14 protein-coding genes and 1 pseudogene are annotated in these 18,003 nt (G+C 70.4%); 6 read left to right on the plus strand and 9 right to left on the minus strand.

All coding sequences use genetic code 11. The features are described from left to right. Positions 1 to 104 precede the first annotated feature (104 nt). A complete protein-coding gene (locus tag KQY30_RS10170) occupies positions 105 to 938 on the plus strand; it encodes a carbohydrate ABC transporter permease (RefSeq protein ID WP_254407047.1) in 834 nt (277 codons plus the stop codon). Next, a complete protein-coding gene (locus KQY30_RS10175; protein WP_217306548.1) occupies positions 938 to 1,813 on the plus strand; it encodes a carbohydrate ABC transporter permease in 876 nt (291 codons plus the stop codon). The genes KQY30_RS10170 and KQY30_RS10175 overlap by 1 nt, the downstream gene beginning before the upstream one ends. Before the next feature lie 34 nt (positions 1,814 to 1,847). Here the strand turns inward: KQY30_RS10175 and KQY30_RS10180 are convergent, their stop codons facing one another. Next, on the minus strand, positions 1,848 to 2,873 hold the full coding sequence (locus tag KQY30_RS10180) for an ATP-dependent 6-phosphofructokinase (protein WP_046501258.1): 1,026 nt from the start codon (positions 2,871 to 2,873) through the stop codon (positions 1,848 to 1,850). A 446-nt stretch (positions 2,874 to 3,319) separates the two neighbouring features. Between KQY30_RS10180 and pta the strand changes: the two genes are divergently transcribed. The 3 genes and pseudogenes from pta to pyk all read left to right on the plus strand — a co-directional run bounded on the left by pta (position 3,320) and on the right by pyk (position 8,267). Further along, positions 3,320 to 5,410: a phosphate acetyltransferase gene (pta, locus tag KQY30_RS10185; protein ID WP_217306549.1), complete on the plus strand. Its 2,091-nt coding sequence runs from the start codon at positions 3,320 to 3,322 to the stop codon at positions 5,408 to 5,410. Positions 5,411 to 5,472: 62 nt separating this feature from the next. Next, a pseudogene (locus KQY30_RS10190) lies at positions 5,473 to 6,710 on the plus strand (acetate kinase). A gap of 126 nt (positions 6,711 to 6,836) precedes the next feature. Continuing rightward, positions 6,837 to 8,267 (plus strand): pyruvate kinase, encoded by a 1,431-nt coding sequence (pyk, locus tag KQY30_RS10195; RefSeq protein ID WP_217306550.1) that lies wholly within the window; start codon positions 6,837 to 6,839, stop codon positions 8,265 to 8,267. A gap of 137 nt (positions 8,268 to 8,404) precedes the next feature. Here the strand turns inward: pyk and KQY30_RS10200 are convergent, their stop codons facing one another. Next, the gene (locus KQY30_RS10200; protein WP_254407048.1) at positions 8,405 to 9,250 is read right to left on the minus strand and encodes a helix-turn-helix transcriptional regulator; all 846 of its coding nucleotides are present in this window, start codon (positions 9,248 to 9,250) and stop codon (positions 8,405 to 8,407) included. Positions 9,251 to 9,462: 212 nt separating this feature from the next. Between KQY30_RS10200 and KQY30_RS10205 the strand changes: the two genes are divergently transcribed. After that, positions 9,463 to 10,887 carry an aldehyde dehydrogenase family protein gene (locus KQY30_RS10205; protein WP_254407049.1) on the plus strand — a complete coding sequence of 475 codons (1,425 nt, stop codon included), beginning with the start codon at positions 9,463 to 9,465 and terminating at the stop codon, positions 10,885 to 10,887. Between the two features lie 158 nt (positions 10,888 to 11,045). On the opposite strand, the gene KQY30_RS10210 is transcribed toward KQY30_RS10205, so the two are convergent. The 7 genes from KQY30_RS10210 to KQY30_RS10240 all read right to left on the minus strand — a co-directional run bounded on the left by KQY30_RS10210 (position 11,046) and on the right by KQY30_RS10240 (position 17,818). Next, positions 11,046 to 12,353, minus strand: a complete 1,308-nt coding sequence (locus KQY30_RS10210; RefSeq protein ID WP_217306552.1) for a hypothetical protein — start codon at positions 12,351 to 12,353, stop codon at positions 11,046 to 11,048. After that, complete coding sequence (locus tag KQY30_RS10215) at positions 12,343 to 12,888, minus strand: DUF6114 domain-containing protein (RefSeq protein WP_217306553.1); 546 nt, start codon at positions 12,886 to 12,888, stop codon at positions 12,343 to 12,345. The genes KQY30_RS10210 and KQY30_RS10215 overlap by 11 nt, the downstream gene beginning before the upstream one ends. 153 nt (positions 12,889 to 13,041) lie before the next feature. Beyond that, positions 13,042 to 13,680: a DUF6230 family protein gene (locus KQY30_RS10220; RefSeq protein WP_217306554.1), complete on the minus strand. Its 639-nt coding sequence runs from the start codon at positions 13,678 to 13,680 to the stop codon at positions 13,042 to 13,044. A gap of 622 nt (positions 13,681 to 14,302) precedes the next feature. Further along, a complete protein-coding gene (locus KQY30_RS10225) occupies positions 14,303 to 15,274 on the minus strand; it encodes a tetratricopeptide repeat protein (protein ID WP_217306555.1) in 972 nt (323 codons plus the stop codon). A gap of 150 nt (positions 15,275 to 15,424) precedes the next feature. Further along, entirely contained in the window at positions 15,425 to 16,363 is a 939-nt protein-coding gene (locus KQY30_RS10230) for an ABC transporter permease (protein WP_217306556.1), read from the minus strand. Continuing rightward, on the minus strand, positions 16,323 to 17,366 hold the full coding sequence (locus tag KQY30_RS10235; RefSeq protein WP_254407050.1) for an ABC transporter ATP-binding protein: 1,044 nt from the start codon (positions 17,364 to 17,366) through the stop codon (positions 16,323 to 16,325). The genes KQY30_RS10230 and KQY30_RS10235 overlap by 41 nt, the downstream gene beginning before the upstream one ends. Beyond that, positions 17,363 to 17,818 carry a MarR family winged helix-turn-helix transcriptional regulator gene (locus KQY30_RS10240; protein ID WP_217306557.1) on the minus strand — a complete coding sequence of 152 codons (456 nt, stop codon included), beginning with the start codon at positions 17,816 to 17,818 and terminating at the stop codon, positions 17,363 to 17,365. Before KQY30_RS10240 ends, KQY30_RS10235 begins: the two co-directional genes overlap by 4 nt. Positions 17,819 to 18,003 lie beyond the last annotated feature (185 nt).

Below are 18,003 nucleotides of genomic sequence, written 5' to 3' on the forward strand. Positions count from 1 at the left end.
CGCGCCGGTCGGCGGCCGAGGCCGGCGACCCGGTGGCCGGGAAACCCGTCGGCTCCCCGCGGCCCGCCGCGCCCGGCACGCGCGGGCCGCGGCCCTGGCGGTGGTTGCCCCTCGCGCCCGCCACCCTGCTGCTGCTTCTCTTTCTCGCCGGGCCCATCGTCTACTGCGTCTGGATCGCCTTCACCAACACCCAGTTGACCGGCTCGTCCTCCTCCGACTTCGTCGGGCTCGCCAACTTCCGGCGGGCGTTCGCCGATGAGGACTTCCGTAACGCCGTCTGGCTGACCCTCGTCTTCACCGTCGTCTCCTCGATCCTCGGGCAGAACACCCTCGGGCTGGCGCTGGCCGGGCTGATGCGGGCCGCGTCACGGCCGGTCCGTACGCTCACCGGGGCGCTGGTGATCGCCGCCTGGGTGCTGCCCGAGATCGTCGCCGCGTTTCTGCTGTACGCGTTCTTCCGTCGCGAGGGGACCCTCAACGCGATCCTCGACTGGCTTCAACTGCCGTCCCAGAACTGGCTGTTCACCCTGCCGATCCTGGCCGTGTCGTTCGCCAACGTCTGGCGCGGCACGGCCTTCTCCATGCTGATCTACTCGGCCGCGCTCTCCGAGATCCCCAAGGACATCACCGAGGCGGCACAGGTCGACGGCGCGGGCGGGGTGCGGCGGGTCTGGCACATCACGCTGCCGATGATCCGCCGCTCCATCGGGACGAATCTGATGCTCAACACCCTGTCCACGCTCTCCGTCTTTGGGCTGATCTGGGCGATGACCCGCGGCGGCCCCGGCAACCGCAGCCAGACCCTGCCGGTGTTCATGTACGACCAGGCGTTCCTGAAGAGCCTGATCGGCTACGGCACGGCGGTGGCGCTGCTCCTGCTGCTGGTGGGCTCGCTGTTCTCGCTGGTCTATCTGCGGCTGATGAAGGTGGAGGTCTGATGGCGCGGTCACGGCCGGCACTCCGCCCGCGTACCCGCGGCGGACGCGTACTCACCCGGCGCGCCCGTGGCCGGCTCGCCGCCGACGGCGCGCTGCTGCTCACCGCCGCCGCCTTCGCGCTGCCGCTGCTCTGGCTGATCCTGGCGTCGGTCGACGCGGACGCCGATATGCGCGTACGGGCACCCGCCTCGGTGACCGGGGAGAACTTCAGCGCCGTCCTCACCGACGAGATCACCTTCACGCCGATGCTCAACAGCCTGCTGCTGTGCGGCAGCGCGACCCTGCTCGCCGTGGTGTGCGCGGCGCTGGCGGCGTATCCGCTGTCCCGCTACCGCTCGCGCTTCAACCGCCCGTATCTGCTGACGATCCTGTTCACGACATGTCTGCCGGTCACGGCGATCATGGTGCCGGTGTACGGGCTGTTCGTACAGGTGGATCTCGTGGACACCATGTACGGCACGTCGCTCTTCCTCGCCACCTCCCAGCTCCCGTTCTCCATCTGGCTGATGAAGAACTTCATGGACGGGGTGCCGACGATCCTGGAGGAGGCGGCCTGGACGGACGGGGCGTCGCACGCCCAGACGCTGACCCGGGTCGTCCTGCCGCTGATGGGCCCGGGGCTGACGGTGGTGACCATCTATACGTTCATTCAGCTCTGGGGCAACTTTTTCGTACCGTTCATGCTGCTTCTGACGCCCGAGCAGCTCCCGGCCTCGGTCTCGATCTTCACCTTCTTCGGCAACTACGGATCGGTGATCTACGGTCAGCTCGCCGCGTTCTCGATCCTCTACTCGGCGCCGGTGCTGGTCCTGTACATCCTGATCTCGCGGCGCCTGGGCGGGGGTTTCGCGCTGGGCGGCGCCGTGAAGGGCTGAGCCCCGAAAGCCCGTTCGGCGCCCAGCGGAACGCTCAGAAAACGCTCTCGGCCTCGAACATCCGGTCCTCCGGCACCGTCTTGAGCCGGGTCACCGCCTCCGCCAGCGGCACCATCTCCACCGCCGTCCCCTTGAGCGCCGTCATCACCCCGAACTCGCCCCGGTGCACCGCCTCCACGGCGTGCCAGCCGAAGCGGGTCGCCAGCACCCTGTCGTACGCCGTCGGGGTGCCGCCGCGCTGGACGTGCCCGAGGATGACCGGCCTGGCCTCCTTGCCCATCCGGCGCTCCAGCTCCGCCGCGAGCCGGTTGCCGATGCCCCGGAAGCGCTCGTGCCCGAACTGGTCGATCTCGCCCTTGCCGTACTCCATCGAGCCCTCGGCCGGATGCGCGCCCTCGGCGACACAGATCACCGCGAACTTCTTGCCGCGCGAGAACCGCGCCTCGACCATCTTCACCAGGCTGTCCACCTCGAAGGGCCGCTCCGGCAGACAGATCCCGTGCGCGCCGCCCGCCATCCCGGACTCCAGCGCGATCCATCCGGCGTGCCGCCCCATCACCTCGACGACCATCACCCGCTGGTGGGACTCGGCCGTGGTCTTGAGCCGGTCGATCGCCTCGGTGGCGACGGTGACGGCGGTGTCGAAGCCGAAGGTGCGGTCGGTGGCGTAGATGTCGTTGTCGATGGTCTTCGGTACACCGACGACAGGCATCCCCGCGTCCGCGAGCAGCCGGGCCGCGGTCAGTGTGCCCTCGCCGCCGATCGGGATGAGCGCGTCGATCCCGTACCGCTGCGCCAGCTCCGCGCAGTTCTCGGCGGCTTCGCGCAGCCGGCCGCGCTCCAGCCTGGCGGAGCCCAGGATCGTACCGCCGCGGGCCAGGATGCCGCTGACCGCGTTGAGGTCGAGCGGGCGGAAGTGGCCGTCGAGCAGTCCCTTGAACCCGTCCTCGAATCCGATGACTTCGTCGCCGTATCCGGTCAGGGCGCGATGCACGACCGAGCGGATCACTGCGTTCAGGCCGGGACAGTCGCCGCCTGCGGTGAGAACTCCGATACGCATCGTGCTGGGTCTCCTGCTCGCTAGTGCCGTACGCCTCCGGCCCGCCGCCGCCGTGCCGTCAGCGTGCCACCGCCGTGCCGCCGTGCTTCCCGGAGGGCGTTCTCCGCCCTCCACGCGTGAGCCTGCTCCGATCCTGCCATGGTGATCGGCGTCACGTGCCGGGCGGTCCGCCTGTCGGACGCGCTGTCGGCGGTGCTGTCGAGCGGGCCGGCGTCCGGTTCGTACACCTCGCCGTGTACGGCCGTACACCTCTCCGTACCCGCCCCGCGTGGCGGTCGGCGTAACTACCCTCGGAGGTATTGTCAAGAGGGCCTTACCGCCCCCCAGGGCGCCACGCACAGACGAACAGTACGGACAGCACAGGCAGCACAGGCAGCACGGGCAGCACACGCCGGGGGCGTCCGGCCGGGGGCCCACTCACGAGCAGGAACGACGGGAGAGCACGCGTGACGCGCAGCGTGTACGTGACCGGGATCGACCGCGGGGACGGCCGTCAGGTCGTCGAGCTGGGGGTCATGGAGCTGCTGACCCGCCAGGTGGACCGGATCGGGGTCTTCCGCCCGCTGGTCCACGACGGCCCCGACCGGCTCTTCGAGCTGCTGCGGACCCGCTACCGGCTGACACAGGACCCGGCGACGGTCTATGGCCTCGGCTACGACGAGGCGTCCGCGATCCAGGCCGAGCAGGGCACCGACGAGCTGGTCTCACGGCTGGTGGAGCGCTTCCACCTGGTGGCGCGGGAGTACGAGGTGGTGCTCGTCCTGGGCACGGACTTCGCGGCCACCCAGCTTCCCGACGAGCTGGCGCTCAACGCGCGGCTGGCCAACGAGTTCGGCGCGTCCGTGATCGCGGTGGTGGGCGGCAAGGGCCAGAGCGCCGAGTCCGTACGGGCCGAGGCCGGCAACGCCCACCGGGCCTATCACGTCCTGGGCTGCGATGTGCTGACGGTGGTCGTCAACCGGGTCGCCCCCGAGGACCGGGCCGCGATCGCCGAGGGGATGACCGCGCGGCTGCCGGTGCGCTGTTACGTACTGCCGGACGAACCGGCGCTCGCCGCGCCGACCGTCGCCCAGATCACCCAGGCCCTCGGCGGCACCGTACTGCTCGGCGACGATTCCGGCCTGGCCAGGGACGCGCTGGACTTTGTCTTCGGCGGCGCGATGCTGCCCAACTTCCTGCGCGCGCTGACCCCCGGCTGCATGGTGGTGACGCCCGGCGACCGCGCCGATCTGGTGGTGGGCGCCCTCGCCGCGCACTCCGCGGGCACCCCGCCGATAGCGGGGGTGCTGCTCACCCTCGACGAACGGCCGGACGACTCGGTCCTGACCCTGGCGGCACGGCTCGCGCCCGGCACCCCGGTGATCTCGGTGCCGGGCCGTTCCTTTCCCACCGCCGCCGAACTCTTCGGCCTGGAGGGGAAGCTGAACGCCGACACCCCGCGCAAGGCCGAGACCGCGCTCGGCCTCTTCGAACGCCATGTGGACACCGCCGATCTGCTGGCCCGGCTGTCGGTGGTCCGCAGCGGCCGGGTGACCCCGATGATGTTCGAGCACGAACTGCTCAAGCAGGCACGCGCCCACCGCCGCCGCGTCGTGCTGCCCGAGGGCACCGAGGAGCGCGTGCTGCGCGCCGCCGATGTACTGCTGCGCCGCGATGTGTGCGATCTGACCCTGCTCGGCGACACCGGAACCATCCGAAAGAAGGCCGCGGACCTCGGTATCGATCTCGGCGCCGACCGGGTCCAGCTCATCGATCCGGCCACGTCGGAGCTGCGCCGGCGGTTCGCCGAGCTGTACGCGGAACTGCGCGCCCACAAGGGCGTGACGGTGGAGCTGGCGTACGACATCGTCGCCGACGCCAACTACTTCGGCACGCTGATGGTCCATGAGGGCCTGGCCGACGGCATGGTGTCGGGCTCGGTGCACTCCACGGCCGCGACGATCCGCCCGGCCTTCGAGATCATCAAGACCCACAAGGCCGAGGGCGCCGCCTCGATCGTCTCCTCGGTCTTCTTCATGTGCCTCGCCGACAAGGTGCTGGTGTACGGCGACTGCGCGGTCAACCCGGACCCGGACGCCGCGCAGCTCGCGGACATCGCCGTCCAGTCGGCGGCCACCGCCGCCCGGTTCGGGGTCGAGCCGCGGATCGCGATGCTCTCGTACTCCACCGGCACCTCCGGCTCCGGAGCGGATGTCGACAAGGTGCGGGAGGCGACGAAGCTGGTGCGCGCGGCCCGCCCGGATCTGCTGATCGAGGGCCCGATCCAGTACGACGCGGCGGTCGAGCCGTCCGTCGCCGCGACCAAGCTGCCGGAGTCGGAGGTGGCGGGCCGGGCGACCGTACTGGTCTTCCCCGACCTCAATACGGGCAACAACACCTACAAGGCCGTGCAGCGTTCGGCGGGCGCGGTGGCCGTGGGCCCGGTGCTCCAGGGGCTGCGGAAGCCGGTCAACGACCTGTCGCGCGGGGCGCTGGTGCAGGACATCGTGCATACGGTGGCGATCACCGCGATCCAGGCGCAGGACGGGCCGGCGTGACCGTACCTTCCGTACCTTCTATACCTCCCCTTCCCTCCCCTACCGCCGAAGGCCGACAGCCCGTGAGTTCCCGTGAAGCCGCCACCCGAGTCCTGGTCCTCAACTCCGGTTCCTCGTCGCTGAAGTACCAGCTCCTGGACATGCGGGACGGCTCCCGCCTCGCGGTCGGACTGGTCGAGCGGATCGGTGAACGTACCTCCGCGCTCGTACACACCCCGCAGGCGTCGGACAGCGGCGGAAAGCGTGAACGTACGGGCAGGATCGCGGACCACACGGCGGCGCTGGAAGCGGTCTCGGCCGAGCTGGCGCACGACGGCCTCGGGCTGGACTCCCCGAACTGGCGGCGATCGGCCACCGGGTCGTGCACGGCGGACTCAGGTTCAGCGCCCCCGCGCTGATCGACGACGACGTGGTGGCGGAGATCGAGCGGCTGGTGCCGGTGGCGCCGCTGCACAACCCGGCGAACCTCATGGGGATCCGTACGGCGCGGGCGCTGCGCCCGGACCTGCCGCAGGTCGCGGTCTTCGACACCGCGTTCCACACGACCATGCCGGAGTACGCCGCGCGCTACGCCATCGACACCGCGACGGCCGACGCGCACCGTATCCGCCGCTACGGCTTCCACGGCACCTCGCACGCGTATGTCTCGCGCAGGACCGCCGAGTTGCTGGACAGAGACCCGTCCGAGGTAAATGTGATCGTGCTGCATCTCGGCAACGGCGCCTCGGCGTCGGCGGTCGAGGGCGGGCGGTGCGTGGACACCTCGATGGGGCTGACTCCGCTGGAAGGTCTGGTGATGGGTACACGGTCCGGTGACATCGATCCCGCGGTCACCTTCCATCTCAAGCGGGTGGCCGGAATGTCCGTCGACGAGATCGATGAACTTCTCAACAAGAAAAGTGGTCTGGCCGGCCTCTGCGGGGACAACGACATGAGGGAGATCCAGCGCCGTATCGACGAGGGGGACGAGCGGGCACGGCTCGCGTTCGACATTTACATCCACCGGCTGAAGAAGTACATCGGCGCCTACTGCGCGGTCCTCGGACGGGTGAACGCGGTGGTCTTCACGGCGGGTGTGGGGGAGAACGCGGCGGCGGTACGGGAAGCGGCCGTGGCGGGTCTGGAGGCATTCGGGCTGGCCGTGGACGCGGGCCGCAATGCCGTGCGTTCCGGTGAGCCGCGGCTGATCTCGCCGGACGGGGCGCGGACCGCGGTGGCGGTGGTCCCGACCGACGAGGAGCTGGAGATCGCACGGCAGACCTTCGCTCTGGCCGGCGAGGACCGGACGCTTATCCCCTGAGCCGTCCCCAGCCGTCTCCCGAGCGGGCGACTATCGACCGGCTATCGACTGAGCGGCAGTCCGCCCATTTGTACTTTCCACCAGACGGAATATTCCGCATGGAAACAAACCGATAGGATCCGCCTTATGCGCCGTTCCAAAATCGTCTGCACACTGGGCCCCGCCGTCGACTCGTACGAGCAGTTGAAATCGCTCATCGAGGCCGGAATGAATGTGGCCCGCCTGAATATGAGCCACGGGAGCCACCCGGAGCACGAGGAGCGGTACAACCGCGTCCGCAAGGCCGCTGCCGACACCGGCCACGCGGTGGCCGTGATGGTCGACCTCCAGGGCCCCAAGATCCGACTGGAGACCTTCGCCGAGGGACCGGTCGAGCTGGTGCGCGGTGACGAGTTCACCATCACCACCGAGGATGTCGCCGGCGACAAGTCCATCTGCGGCACCACGTACAAGGGTCTGCCCGGCGATGTCGTCAAGGGCGACCAGATCCTGATCAACGACGGCAATGTCGAGCTGCGGGTCGTCGAGGTCGAAGGACCCCGGGTCAAGTCCGTGGTGGTCGAGGGCGGGGTGATCTCCGACCACAAGGGGATCAACCTGCCGGGCGCGGCGGTGAACGTACCCGCGCTGTCCGACAAGGACGTCGAGGACCTGCGCTTCGGCCTGCGGATGGGCTGCGACATGATCGCGCTCTCCTTCGTGCGCGACGCGCACGACGTGGTCGATGTGCACAAGATCATGGACGAGGAGGGCCGCCGGGTCCCGATCATCGCCAAGGTCGAGAAGCCGCAGGCGGTGGCCAACATGGACGCCGTCGTCGCGGCGTTCGACGCGATCATGGTGGCCCGCGGCGACCTGGCCGTCGAGTATCCGCTCGAAAAGGTCCCGATGGTGCAGAAGCGGCTCATCGAGCTGTGCCGCCGCAACGCCAAGCCGGTGATCGTGGCGACCCAGATGATGGAGTCGATGATCACCAACTCCCGCCCCACCCGCGCCGAGGCGTCCGATGTCGCCAACGCGATCCTGGACGGCGCGGACGCGGTGATGCTCTCCGCCGAGTCGTCGGTGGGCGCGTACCCGGTCGAGACGGTCAAGACGATGTCGAAGATCGTGGTCGCGGCGGAGGAGGAGCTGCTCTCCAAGGGCCTCCAGCCGCTGGTCCCGGGCAAGAAGCCGCGTACGCAGGGCGGTTCGGTGGCCCGCGCGGCCTGCGAGATCGCGGACTTCCTGGGCGGCAAGGCACTGATCGCCTTCACCCAGTCCGGCGACACGGCCCGCCGTCTCTCCCGCTACCGCGCGACCCAGCCGATCCTGGCCTTCACGACGGACGAGGCGACCCGTAACCAGCTCGCGCTGAGCTGGGGCGTGGAGTCGTTCATCGTGCCCTGGGTGACCAGCACGGACGCGATGGTCGACCTGGTCGACGAGGAGGTCCTGAAGCTCCAGCGCTACTCCGAGGGCGACGCCATGATCATCACCGCGGGCTCCCCTCCCGGCGTCCCGGGCACCACGAACATGGTCCGCGTCCACCACCTGGGCGGCGGCGACCGCGACTGACACGCGAACGCCGCGTCTGTACGGCTGTGGGCCGCGCCTCCTTCAACGGGGCGCGGCCCACAGGCGTTTGCGGCCCGCGCCGTTGCGTCGCTTCGCCATTGCGTCGCTTCGCCGTTATGCCGGTTCGCTGCTCGCCGTTACGCCGGTTCGGTGGCGAGCGACGCCAAGTGGTGGAGTTTGGCTTCGCTTTCGGTGCCCGGGGGTGCGGTGAAGACCAGGAGGGTCTGGGGGTGGTCGGGGTCAAGGAGGCTTTGGCCGTGGAGGTGGAGGGGGCCCAGCCGGGGGTGGTGGATGCGTTTGGGCGGGCAGGTGAGGCCCGCTATCGGGTGGTCGCGCCAGACGGCGGCGAATTCCGGGCTGGCGGTCAGCAGGGCGTCGACGAGGGCGCCCGTGCGCGGGTCGTCCGGTTCGCGGGTGGCGGCGGCGCGGAGCTGGGCGGCGATCGTGCGGCTGTGGCGGGCGTGGTCGGCCTCGGGGTGGATCAGACGCGAGGCCGGGTCGGTGAACCAGCGGTAGGCCAGGCTGCGCGCCATGCCCGTGTGGCGGCTGTCGTCCCCGGTGAGCGCGACGGCGAGGCGGTTCTGTACGAGGGTCTCGCCGAGGTGGTTCATCACCTGCGCCGGGGTGTCCGCCAGCCGCTCGAAGATCCGGAGCATGCCCGGGGCGATCTCGTCGCCGGCGGGGATCCGGCGGGGCGGGGCATGGCCTGCCAGCCGGAAGAGATGGTCGCGCTCGTCCGGGGAGAGGCGCAGGGCGCGGGCAAGGGCCGTGAGCATCTGCCGGGAGGGGTGCGGGCCGCGGCGCTGCTCGATCCGGCTGTAGTAGTCGGCCGACATACTGCTCAGCGCGGCGACCTCCTCGCGGCGCAGGCCACCGGTACGGCGTGACCGCCACCCCCGGGGCAGGCCGACGTCCTCGGGTTGCAGGGCCGCCCGGCGGGTGCGCAGGAAGTCGGCGAGTGCGGCCCGGTCCACCTGGCTCATACGGCCACGCTCCTCTCGGTGCGGGGACGGCGGGTCCTCCGTACGGTCGGACGGCGGGTCCTCCGTACCGTCAAGCGTCGCAGACGCCGCGGCAGTGCCACGACCCGCGGTGTTCGCGCGACAGGCACAGGTTGCCGGAGTGGTCCGCATCACCGGACCGGTTGTCCCTGGCTGCTCCGCCACCGCCTTGCCACGCTGGCGCCATGAACAGCATGAGCAGTACGAACGCATGGGACGGGACCCACTGGATCGGCGGTACGGCCGTCCCCGGCGGCCCTGCCTCGATCGATGTGGTGAACCCGGCCACCGGCGCGGTCGTCGCCTCCCTGCCGGCCGGTACCCCCGACGACGCCGACCGTGCCGTCGCCGCCGCTACGGCCGCCTTCCCTGCCTGGGCCGCCACCGCTCCCGGCCGGCGCGCGGAGATCCTGGGGCGCGTCGCCGAGGGGCTCCAGAAGCGCGCCGAGGAGATCGCGGGCACCATCACCGCCGAGATGGGCGCGCCGATCCAGCTCTCCCGCTTCGCGCAGGCCGGTCTGCCGGTCGCGGTGACCGCCGCCTTCGCCGGGCTCGCCGCGGACTTCCCGTGGACCGAGGAGATCGGGCACTCGCTGGTCGTGCGCGAGCCGGTCGGGGTGGTCGGGGCCATCACGCCCTGGAACTTCCCGCTCCAGCAGACCGCGACCAAGGTCGTGCCCGCCCTGCTGGCCGGGAACACCGTGGTCCTCAAGCCCTCCGAGATGGCGCCCCTGAGCGCGCGGATCCTGGCCGAGGTGGCCGCCGAGGCGGGCCTGCCGGCCGGTGTGCTCAATGTCGTGCACGGCACCGGGCCGGTCGTCGGCGAGGCGATCGCCGCGCACCCCGGCGTCGACATGGTGTCCTTCACCGGCTCCACCCGGGCGGGCAAGCGCGTCTCGGTGGTCGCGGCGGACACGGTCAAGCGGGTGGCGCTGGAGCTGGGCGGCAAGTCCGCCAATGTGATCCTGGACGACGCGGACCTCGCCCGGGCCGTCGGCCTCGGGGTCACCAACGCCTGGATCAACAGCGGCCAGGTCTGCGGCGCCTGGAGCCGGATGCTCGTCCCGGCCTCGCGCCACGACGAGGCCGTCGAACTGGCCGTCGCCGCCGCGGCCGAGTTCACGGTCGGCGACCCGGCCGACGAGAGCACCCGGATCGGCCCGCTGGTCTCCGAGGCGCAGCGGCAGCGGGTCACCGGCTATATCGAACGGGGCATCGCGGACGGCGCCACGCTCGCGGTCGGCGGGCCCGGCCGTATCGAGGGGCTGGAGTCCGGCGCGTACGTACGGCCGACGGTCTTCGCCGATGTCGACCCGGACTCCGTGATCGCACAGGAGGAGATCTTCGGGCCGGTGCTCGCGGTGATTCCGTACGCCGACGAGGACCGGGCGGTCGAGATCGCCAACAGTACGGTGTACGGGCTGAACGGCGCGGTGTTCGGCGAGCGGGAGCACGCGCTGGCCGTCGCGCGGCGGCTGCGGGCCGGTCAGATCGATGTGAACGGCGCCGAGTTCAACCCGCTGGCCCCCTTCGGCGGCTACAAGCAGTCGGGCAACGGGCGCGAGATGGGCCGCTTCGGGCTGGAGGAGTTCCTGGAGGTCAAGTCCATCCAGCAATAAGGATCCGGCGGTGAGGAGCCGGCGGCGAGGGCCGCCCCGTACACGCGGGGGCGTACCCGTATCGCCGTACCGGGAAGGACACACCCCGGCCCGCACCCCCGGAGCCGACCACGGGGATGCGGGCCGCTGCTGCCCAGGTCCTGTCCGGCGGACAGGGCCTAGTCCGTCATGTAGTTCTGGAGGCCCGGGACGGTGAGCGTGCCGCCGAACTGGCCTGCCTGGGTCACCTTGACGTCCGTGAAGAAGGCGAACGGTACGTTCAGCGGAGGCGGCGTCCGCGGGCTGAAGGTGATCGGGATGAGACCGAAGAGGTTCCCCTTCAACTCCTCGGTGTACATCGTCACTTCGCCGTCGCGGATCGTGGACGTGGAGCCCTCGCGGGCCTTCACATGCGCCGTCTTGCCCTCGGGGTAGACCACGAGCTGGTGCAGGTCCCTGATGTCCACCGACGAGGCCGTGAACTTCAGCACCTTCTTCGTGCCGAGGCTGGTCCTCACCTCGACGATGCCGTGGTAGTCGAGCCCGCGCAGCGTCAGCAGCGAACTGTCCAGGATCCAGGGGTCGTCGGGCAGCAGCGGGATGCCCTCTTCCTCCTTGGCCGCGGCGAGGGCCTCGGGGTCGGGGGTGGGGCAGGGGAAGGGCTCCTTGCCGCCCGCGCCCGCCGGGATGTCGTCGTCCGCGCGGGCGTCGAGGCCCTTGGCGCTCTCGTCGAGTTCCTCGACGGTGACTCCGGCCTTCCTGGCCGCCTCTTTGATCGCCTCTTTCGTTCCGTCGACGGCGCCGTCGACCGCGTCACTCGTCGAGCCGGCCGGCTCGGGCTTCCCAGTGGAACCGTTGGCCGGTTCGGCGGACGGGTCCGCGGACGGCCGCCGCGCGGGCGCGGTGGCCGACGGCGTCGGCGCCGGGCTGTCCGGCTCGTCCTTGTCGTCGCCCTTGTCCGGTACGCCGAGGATGCCGCCCAGCACATCGCCGAGCCCCAGCGGGTCCAGCGGGTTCTTGGACTTCGTCGGGGTCGGTGTCGGGGTCGGGGCCGGCGGACGGCTCGCATCGCCCGACTCCTCCGACGGCCCGGGACCCGGTCCCTCGGAAGGCCCCGGCCCCGGCGCCCCGGCACTCTCCGACGCCGACGGCGACTCCCCCGGCGCCGGCGACTCCGACTGCGAGGCCGACTCGGACGGCGACGCGGAAGGCGAGGGCGACTCCGACGCGTCCGGATCGTCCGAGCGCGTCACACACGGCCCCGGCGCGAACGGGATGTCCTTGCTGTCGTCGGCCAGCGCGAGTCTGGGCGTGAGCCCCATGCCCACGAAGACCGCCGTCGGCATGGCCGCCAGCGCGATCGCCTTGCCGGCGGGTATGTGCAGCTTGGTCAGGAGCGACTTTCTGGGGGCCGCGTGGCGCGGCCCTCTCCTCTCCCGGGATTCCTCGCCCCCGGCCGCGATCCGCTGCGTTTCGTCACCCCGCACTGTTCCTCCCGCCGTTGGCCTGGGCAGTCGTTTCCGTCACGTTCGGGTCCTCCCCGTCGCGCGGTACGGGAAAGGGGTCACCGGCGCCGTGGGGCTCCGGTGACAGGTGGGGGGTGTGATCGTGCTCGGCGGCCGGCCGGGGCGGTTTGCCGGGTGCCCAGGAGATGGAGAGCGCGCCGCCGATCAGGGCGAACAGGAAGCCCAGCAGAAAGCCGCCGAGGTTGGAGACGGGGATCGACACCAGCGCCAGCAGGATGGCGGCGACACCGGCGAAGACTCTGACGATGCTGTGGAACCACATCGTCAGGCCCAGGGTCACCAGCAGTACGCCGATGATCAGCGAACCCGACCCGGCCGTGGTGGACATGGCCAGGGTGAGATTGCCGAGGTGGAGCTGGGCGTACGGGAAGTAGGCGATCGGCAGACCGCCGAGAAGGGTGAACAGGCCCGCCCAGAACGGCCGGGTGCCCCGCCAGGCGCGGAACCGAAGCCGCCAGTAGGTGAATCCGCGGGAACCTGTGGACTCGGCGCTCATGGAAAACAGCTCCCTGGAATGCGGTGTGCGGGATGCGGTGGTGCGAGAGAAGCGGGGGTGCGGAAAGCGGGGGCCGGACGAGCCGGACGGTCACAGGGCCGGTCCCGGGGAGGGAACAGTCCTACGGCCGCGCGGCCCGCCCGATACGAATGCCTAGTAGCACTCGTACTTCTTGGGGTCACCGACATTGAGCCGGAGGCTCAGGTCCGGGAGCTTGAACGTGCCCGCGCTGGTGGCCCAGGCCGTCTGCCTCACGTCGGTCAGTACGGCTTCCTCGGCCTGCTGGGCGAAGCCGTTCGGATTCGGATTCGTACCCGGCTGGGTACCGGGCACTTCGTTCTCGCCGGCCGCGACACCGATGTCGATGTTCTTGAACACCGCGTCGGCGTCCAGGGATTCGACATCGAGGTAGAGGTTCTGCGCGTCGATGTCGGTGCCCTTGTTACCCGCGGTCAGTACCAGCGTCACGCTCGTGTTGAGCAGTGGCAGCGGGGTGACCACGGACTGGCACATGTTCGTGATCTCGGCCTTCCTGAACCCCGAGACGGCGACCGGGTGGGTGGCCTTGTTGCCTTTGAGGTCCGTGCCCTCGGCGACACCGCCGTACTGGACGAAGTCGTGGCCGACCAGTTCATCGGCCGTCACCTTGAAGCTCTGGCCGGACACGCTGAACGACGCCGCGAGCGCCCCCTGTGCCAGAGCGACACCTATCGCCGCCGTCGCGGCCACGCTGGGCACCATGACCACAGCGAACCGCTTCCATCTGGTCCCGCCACGAACTTGGGACTCCATGAATTTCCTCCTTCTCGGACGTACATCTCCGGATCGGGTTGGAGCCCGTCCTGGGATGGGAGAAGTGCTACGTCCTCGGGAAGGAGAGCGCCTGTGCCGGGGGCGCCAACCGCGCCCGTAACCACCGGCGATCACCCCCGAGCGACAACCACTGGCCACGCCTTCGCGCAACCTCTGGACAGGCCCTGCCGGAAGGCAGGAACCCCCCTGTCCGGTCCGGCGGCCGCAGCCACCGGTCCGCCCGGTGGGGACCCAGGACCGACGGCGCGACTGGTTGCCGTGCTGGTGCGGAATTGGACCGAGCGTCGCCGATCGTGGTCCATTCGCGCCCGGGGCACAAGGGGGTTCGTTACTGGCTAGTAACGGCCTGATAACCAGCAGGCGACCCGATGACATCGGGCGGCCACACAGGGTGCCTCCCGGCGGCGCACCAGAAGCGGCGAATGCCCCTCATAGCCGGACAGAAGAGGGGTGCCGACTTACTGCGAGTAACAGCGGCCACTTTTACCAAGTTTTGGTAAAGCGCGGCCGCTGTCCGCATAGTTCCGCCGCCCGTGCGTTCGGGACATCGGACGATACCGCGAAGGCGCCGCCGCTACAGCACCGGGATACCGCCGAGGCGTCAGAAGAGCACGCGCGCCAGGGCCGAACGCGCCGCCGTCACCCGGGGATCGTCCCCGCCGATCACCTCGAACAGTTTCAGCAGCCGTACGCGCGCCGCCTCCCGCTCGTCACCGGAGGTCCGGCGTACGGTCTCGACCAGCCGGCCGAAGGCGTCCTCCACATGACCGCCCACCAGATCGAGATCGGCCGCGGCGATCTGCGCCTCGACGTCCTCGGGACGCTCCGCGGCGTCCTTCCGTACCTTCGCCTGGTCCATCGCCCGCACCCGGCCGAGCAGTTCGGCCTGGGCGAGGCCCAGCTTGGCCTCCGTGTTGCCGGGGTCGTCGGCGAGCACATTGCGGTACGCCTGGGCCGCGCCGGCGAAGTCGTCGGCGTCCAGCGCCCGTACGGCCGCCTCAAGCAGCGCGTCGTACGGACCGGCCGGAACGGCGGCCTGCGCCGGGGCACCCTCCTGGGCATCGGGGTCGACCGCGATACCGGTGAGCCCGAAGCGCTCCTCGCCCACCTGGATCAACTGGTCCAGGGTCCCGCGGATCTGGGCCTCCGGCGCCGCGCCCTGGAAGAGCGGCAGCGCCTGCCCGGCCACCACCGCGAAGACCGCCGGGATGCCCTGGATCCCGAACTGCTGCATAAGCATCTGATTGGCGTCGACATCGATCTTGGCAAGGACGAACCGGCCGTTGTACTCCCGCGCCAGCCGCTCCAGCACCGGACTGAGCTGTTTGCACGGCTCGCACCACTCGGCCCAGAAGTCGATGACGACCGGGACCTCCGTGGAGCGCTGGAGGACATCGCGCTCGAAGCCCGCCTCATCGACGTCGATCACCAGACTGGACGGGGGGACGGCACCGGTGCCCCCCTGGCGGGCCGCCTCGGCACGGGCCTGCTCCGCCTTCGCCTTGGCCTCATTGGCCGCCTTCACCGCGGCGAGGTCGACGACGCCGCTCATGGACATGTTCCTAGGCTGCATGAGTACATCCTCCCCCTTCGGCGCGCACTTCAGAAAAACGGCCACGGGCCCGTACGAACATGCGCCGGGCATACGCCGGGCCCGTACGACCTACGTTACGCCGCGTGGCCGGCCGGGGCGGACCGTATTCGGCGCGCGGGGCAGCCCTTCTCAGCGCGCCAGGCGGCCCAGCAGCGACGAGGCCGCCATGATGCCCACGACCGCCGCGAACACCAGCACGCCGTAGTCCAGCAGCAGATGGGACGGCGTACCGAGCAACAGGCCGCGCAGGGCGTCCACTTGGTAGCTCAGCGGATTGATCTTGCTGATCACCTGGAGCCAGTCGGGCATCACCGCCACCGGATAGAGCGCGTTCGACGCGAAGAAGAGCGGCATGGTGATCGCCTGGCCGATACCCATCAGCCGGTCACGGGTCAGCACGATCCCCGCGATCGTCATCGACAGGCACGAGAAGAAGGCCGAGCCGAGGACCACCGCGACCGCGACGCCGAGCAGCTTCAGCGGATTCCAGGTCAGGCCGACGCCCAGGGCCGCGGCTATGAGGATCACCACGACCGCCTGGATCAGCGCCTTCACCCCGGAGGCGAAGGCCTTGCCGCTGATCAGGGCGGCTCTCGGGGTGGGGGTGACCAAGAGCTTGGTGAGGATGCCCGCATCCCGCTCCCAGATGATCATGATGCCGTAGAAGATCGCGATGAACATCGCGGACTGCGCGATGATCCCGGGCGCGAGGAAGTCGATGTACGGGATGCCGCCCGTGGGGATCGCCTTGATACGGGTGAAGGTCTCGCCGAAGATCAGCAGCCAGAGCGCGGGCTGAATGGCCCGGGTGTACAGCTCGGTCCGGTCGTGGCGCAGTTTCTGCAGCTCGACCGCGCACATCGCGATGACCCGGGCGGGCAGGACCCGCCAGCCGGTGCGGGCGCGCGGCGGCTTGAGCAGCAGGTCGAGACGGCCGAGATCGGGGCCGTTGCCTGTGCCTGTGCCTGTGCGTGTGCCTGTGCGTGTGCCTGTGCCGGTCCCGTTGGCCGTGCCTGCGCCTTCGCCCTCAGCCGACCCGGGACGCTGTGCGGCGCGTGTTCCTGACATCGCGGAAGTCCCCTCCTTCCTCTTCCAGCCCCCGGCCCGCGACATCGCGGAAGACGTCCTCCAGCGTCGGCGCGGTCTCGCCCGCCGCCTTGCCGCCGGCGGCGACGCGCCGCTCGCGCAGCTCGGTCCGCAGCTCGTCGGGGGTGCCGAGCGCGTGGATCCGGCCGCGGTGCATCAGGGCGACGCGGTCGCAGTACTGCTCGGCCTCGTCCATGTAGTGCGTGGTCACCAGGACGGTCATGCCGGTGGCGTTCCGTACGGCGTTGATGTGCTCCCAGACGCTGGTACGGGCGATCGGGTCGAGCCCGATCGTCGGCTCGTCCAGCATCAGCAGTCTGGGCGCGCTGACCAGGGCCTGGGCGAGTTCGAGGCGGCGGATCATGCCGCCGGAGTACGTCTTGGCCAGCCGGTCCGCGGCGGCGGTCAGATCGACGGCCTCCAGCGCCTGGGCGACCCGCTCGGCGCGCTCGCGGCGGGACACGTCGAAGACACGGGCGAACAGGGTGACATTCTCCCGGCCGGTCAGCGCGGCATCGGCGGAGAGCTGCTGCGGTACGTACCCCAGCAGCCGGCGAACGGCCATCCGCTCCTTCGCCGCGTCGTGCCCGAAGACCCGCACCATGCCCGCGGGGACGGGGAGCAGCGTGGTGATGCAGCGGATCGCGGTCGTCTTCCCAGCGCCGTTCGGGCCGAGCAGTCCGAAGACCTCGCCGGCGCGGACGGAGAGATCGAGTCCGGAGACGGCTTTGGTGTCGCCGAAGGAGTACTCCAGCCCGCGGCAGCTCACGGCTTCGACCTCGGCCGTGCGCGCGGTGCGCACGTCTTCGGTCCCGGCCGCGGTGTGCACAGCTTCGGCTCGGGCCGTGCTCGCGGTGTGTACGTCTTCGGTCTGGGCCGCGGTGTGCACGGCTTCGGCTCGGGCCGTGCGCGCGGCGTCCGTGGCGTCGGTCGTCTCGCCCGGGCCGGTCGGCTCCGGCGTACCGGCAGTGGCTGTGTCGCTCATACGCGCTCCACTTCCTCGTGCATGTTCTGGGCGAGCCTGCGCAGCGCCGGAAGGGCCGCGGCCAGGGCGGCGCGCTCCTCGTCCGTCAGGTGCGCCACCTGTTCACGCATCAGCGCCGAGCGGCGGGCCTCCCAGTCCGCCAGCCGCTCCAGGGCCGCCGGAGTGGGCAGCAGCCGGGCGGACCGGCGGTCGGACGGATCGGTCTCCCGGCGCAGATAGCCGATCCGGCTGAGCTGGTTGACCAGGGTGGAGACCGAGTTCCCGGCGAGATACAGCTCCCTGGCCGCCTCCGACACCCTGATCCCCGGCCGCGCCGCGACCAGTCGCAGCAGATCGACCTGCGCGCCCCGCAGCGGCGGTGCGGTCAGCCCGTCACGCAGCCGCCGTCGGACCATCCGATGGACTCCCGCCAGCACAGTGGCGAGCGTGTCGGGAAACTCCGTCGTGGTCATACCATCACTTTAGCTCTGACTCAGAGGTATCCGCCAAGAGGAGCCCACCGCAAGAACAGGTCAAGAAAACGGCGCCAAGCAGCCGGGCCAGCGGCCGGGACAAGCACCCACGGCAAGGAACAGAGGCAGGAAACACAGGCAGGCAAACCGGGACGGGAACGGGAAAAGCCGGTGGCCGCCCCCCT

It is taken from the genome of Streptomyces sp. GMY02, from assembly GCF_019056675.1.
GTDB classification, from domain to species: Bacteria; Actinomycetota; Actinomycetes; order Streptomycetales; family Streptomycetaceae; genus Streptomyces; species Streptomyces odonnellii.

Coding starts and splice junctions, on each gene's coding strand:
- KQY30_RS10175 (WP_217306548.1), top strand. CDS start 938: ATGGCGCGGTCACGGCCGGCACTCCGCCCGCGTACCCGCGGCGGACGC.
- KQY30_RS10180 (WP_046501258.1), bottom strand. CDS start 2,873: ATGCGTATCGGAGTTCTCACCGCAGGCGGCGACTGTCCCGGCCTGAAC.
- pyk (WP_217306550.1), top strand. CDS start 6,837: ATGCGCCGTTCCAAAATCGTCTGCACACTGGGCCCCGCCGTCGACTCG.
- KQY30_RS10200 (WP_254407048.1), bottom strand. CDS start 9,250: ATGAGCCAGGTGGACCGGGCCGCACTCGCCGACTTCCTGCGCACCCGC.
- KQY30_RS10205 (WP_254407049.1), top strand. CDS start 9,463: ATGAGCAGTACGAACGCATGGGACGGGACCCACTGGATCGGCGGTACG.
- KQY30_RS10215 (WP_217306553.1), bottom strand. CDS start 12,888: ATGAGCGCCGAGTCCACAGGTTCCCGCGGATTCACCTACTGGCGGCTT.
- KQY30_RS10220 (WP_217306554.1), bottom strand. CDS start 13,680: ATGGAGTCCCAAGTTCGTGGCGGGACCAGATGGAAGCGGTTCGCTGTG.
- KQY30_RS10225 (WP_217306555.1), bottom strand. CDS start 15,274: ATGCAGCCTAGGAACATGTCCATGAGCGGCGTCGTCGACCTCGCCGCG.
- KQY30_RS10230 (WP_217306556.1), bottom strand. CDS start 16,363: ATGTCAGGAACACGCGCCGCACAGCGTCCCGGGTCGGCTGAGGGCGAA.
- KQY30_RS10235 (WP_254407050.1), bottom strand. CDS start 17,366: ATGAGCGACACAGCCACTGCCGGTACGCCGGAGCCGACCGGCCCGGGC.
- KQY30_RS10240 (WP_217306557.1), bottom strand. CDS start 17,818: ATGACCACGACGGAGTTTCCCGACACGCTCGCCACTGTGCTGGCGGGA.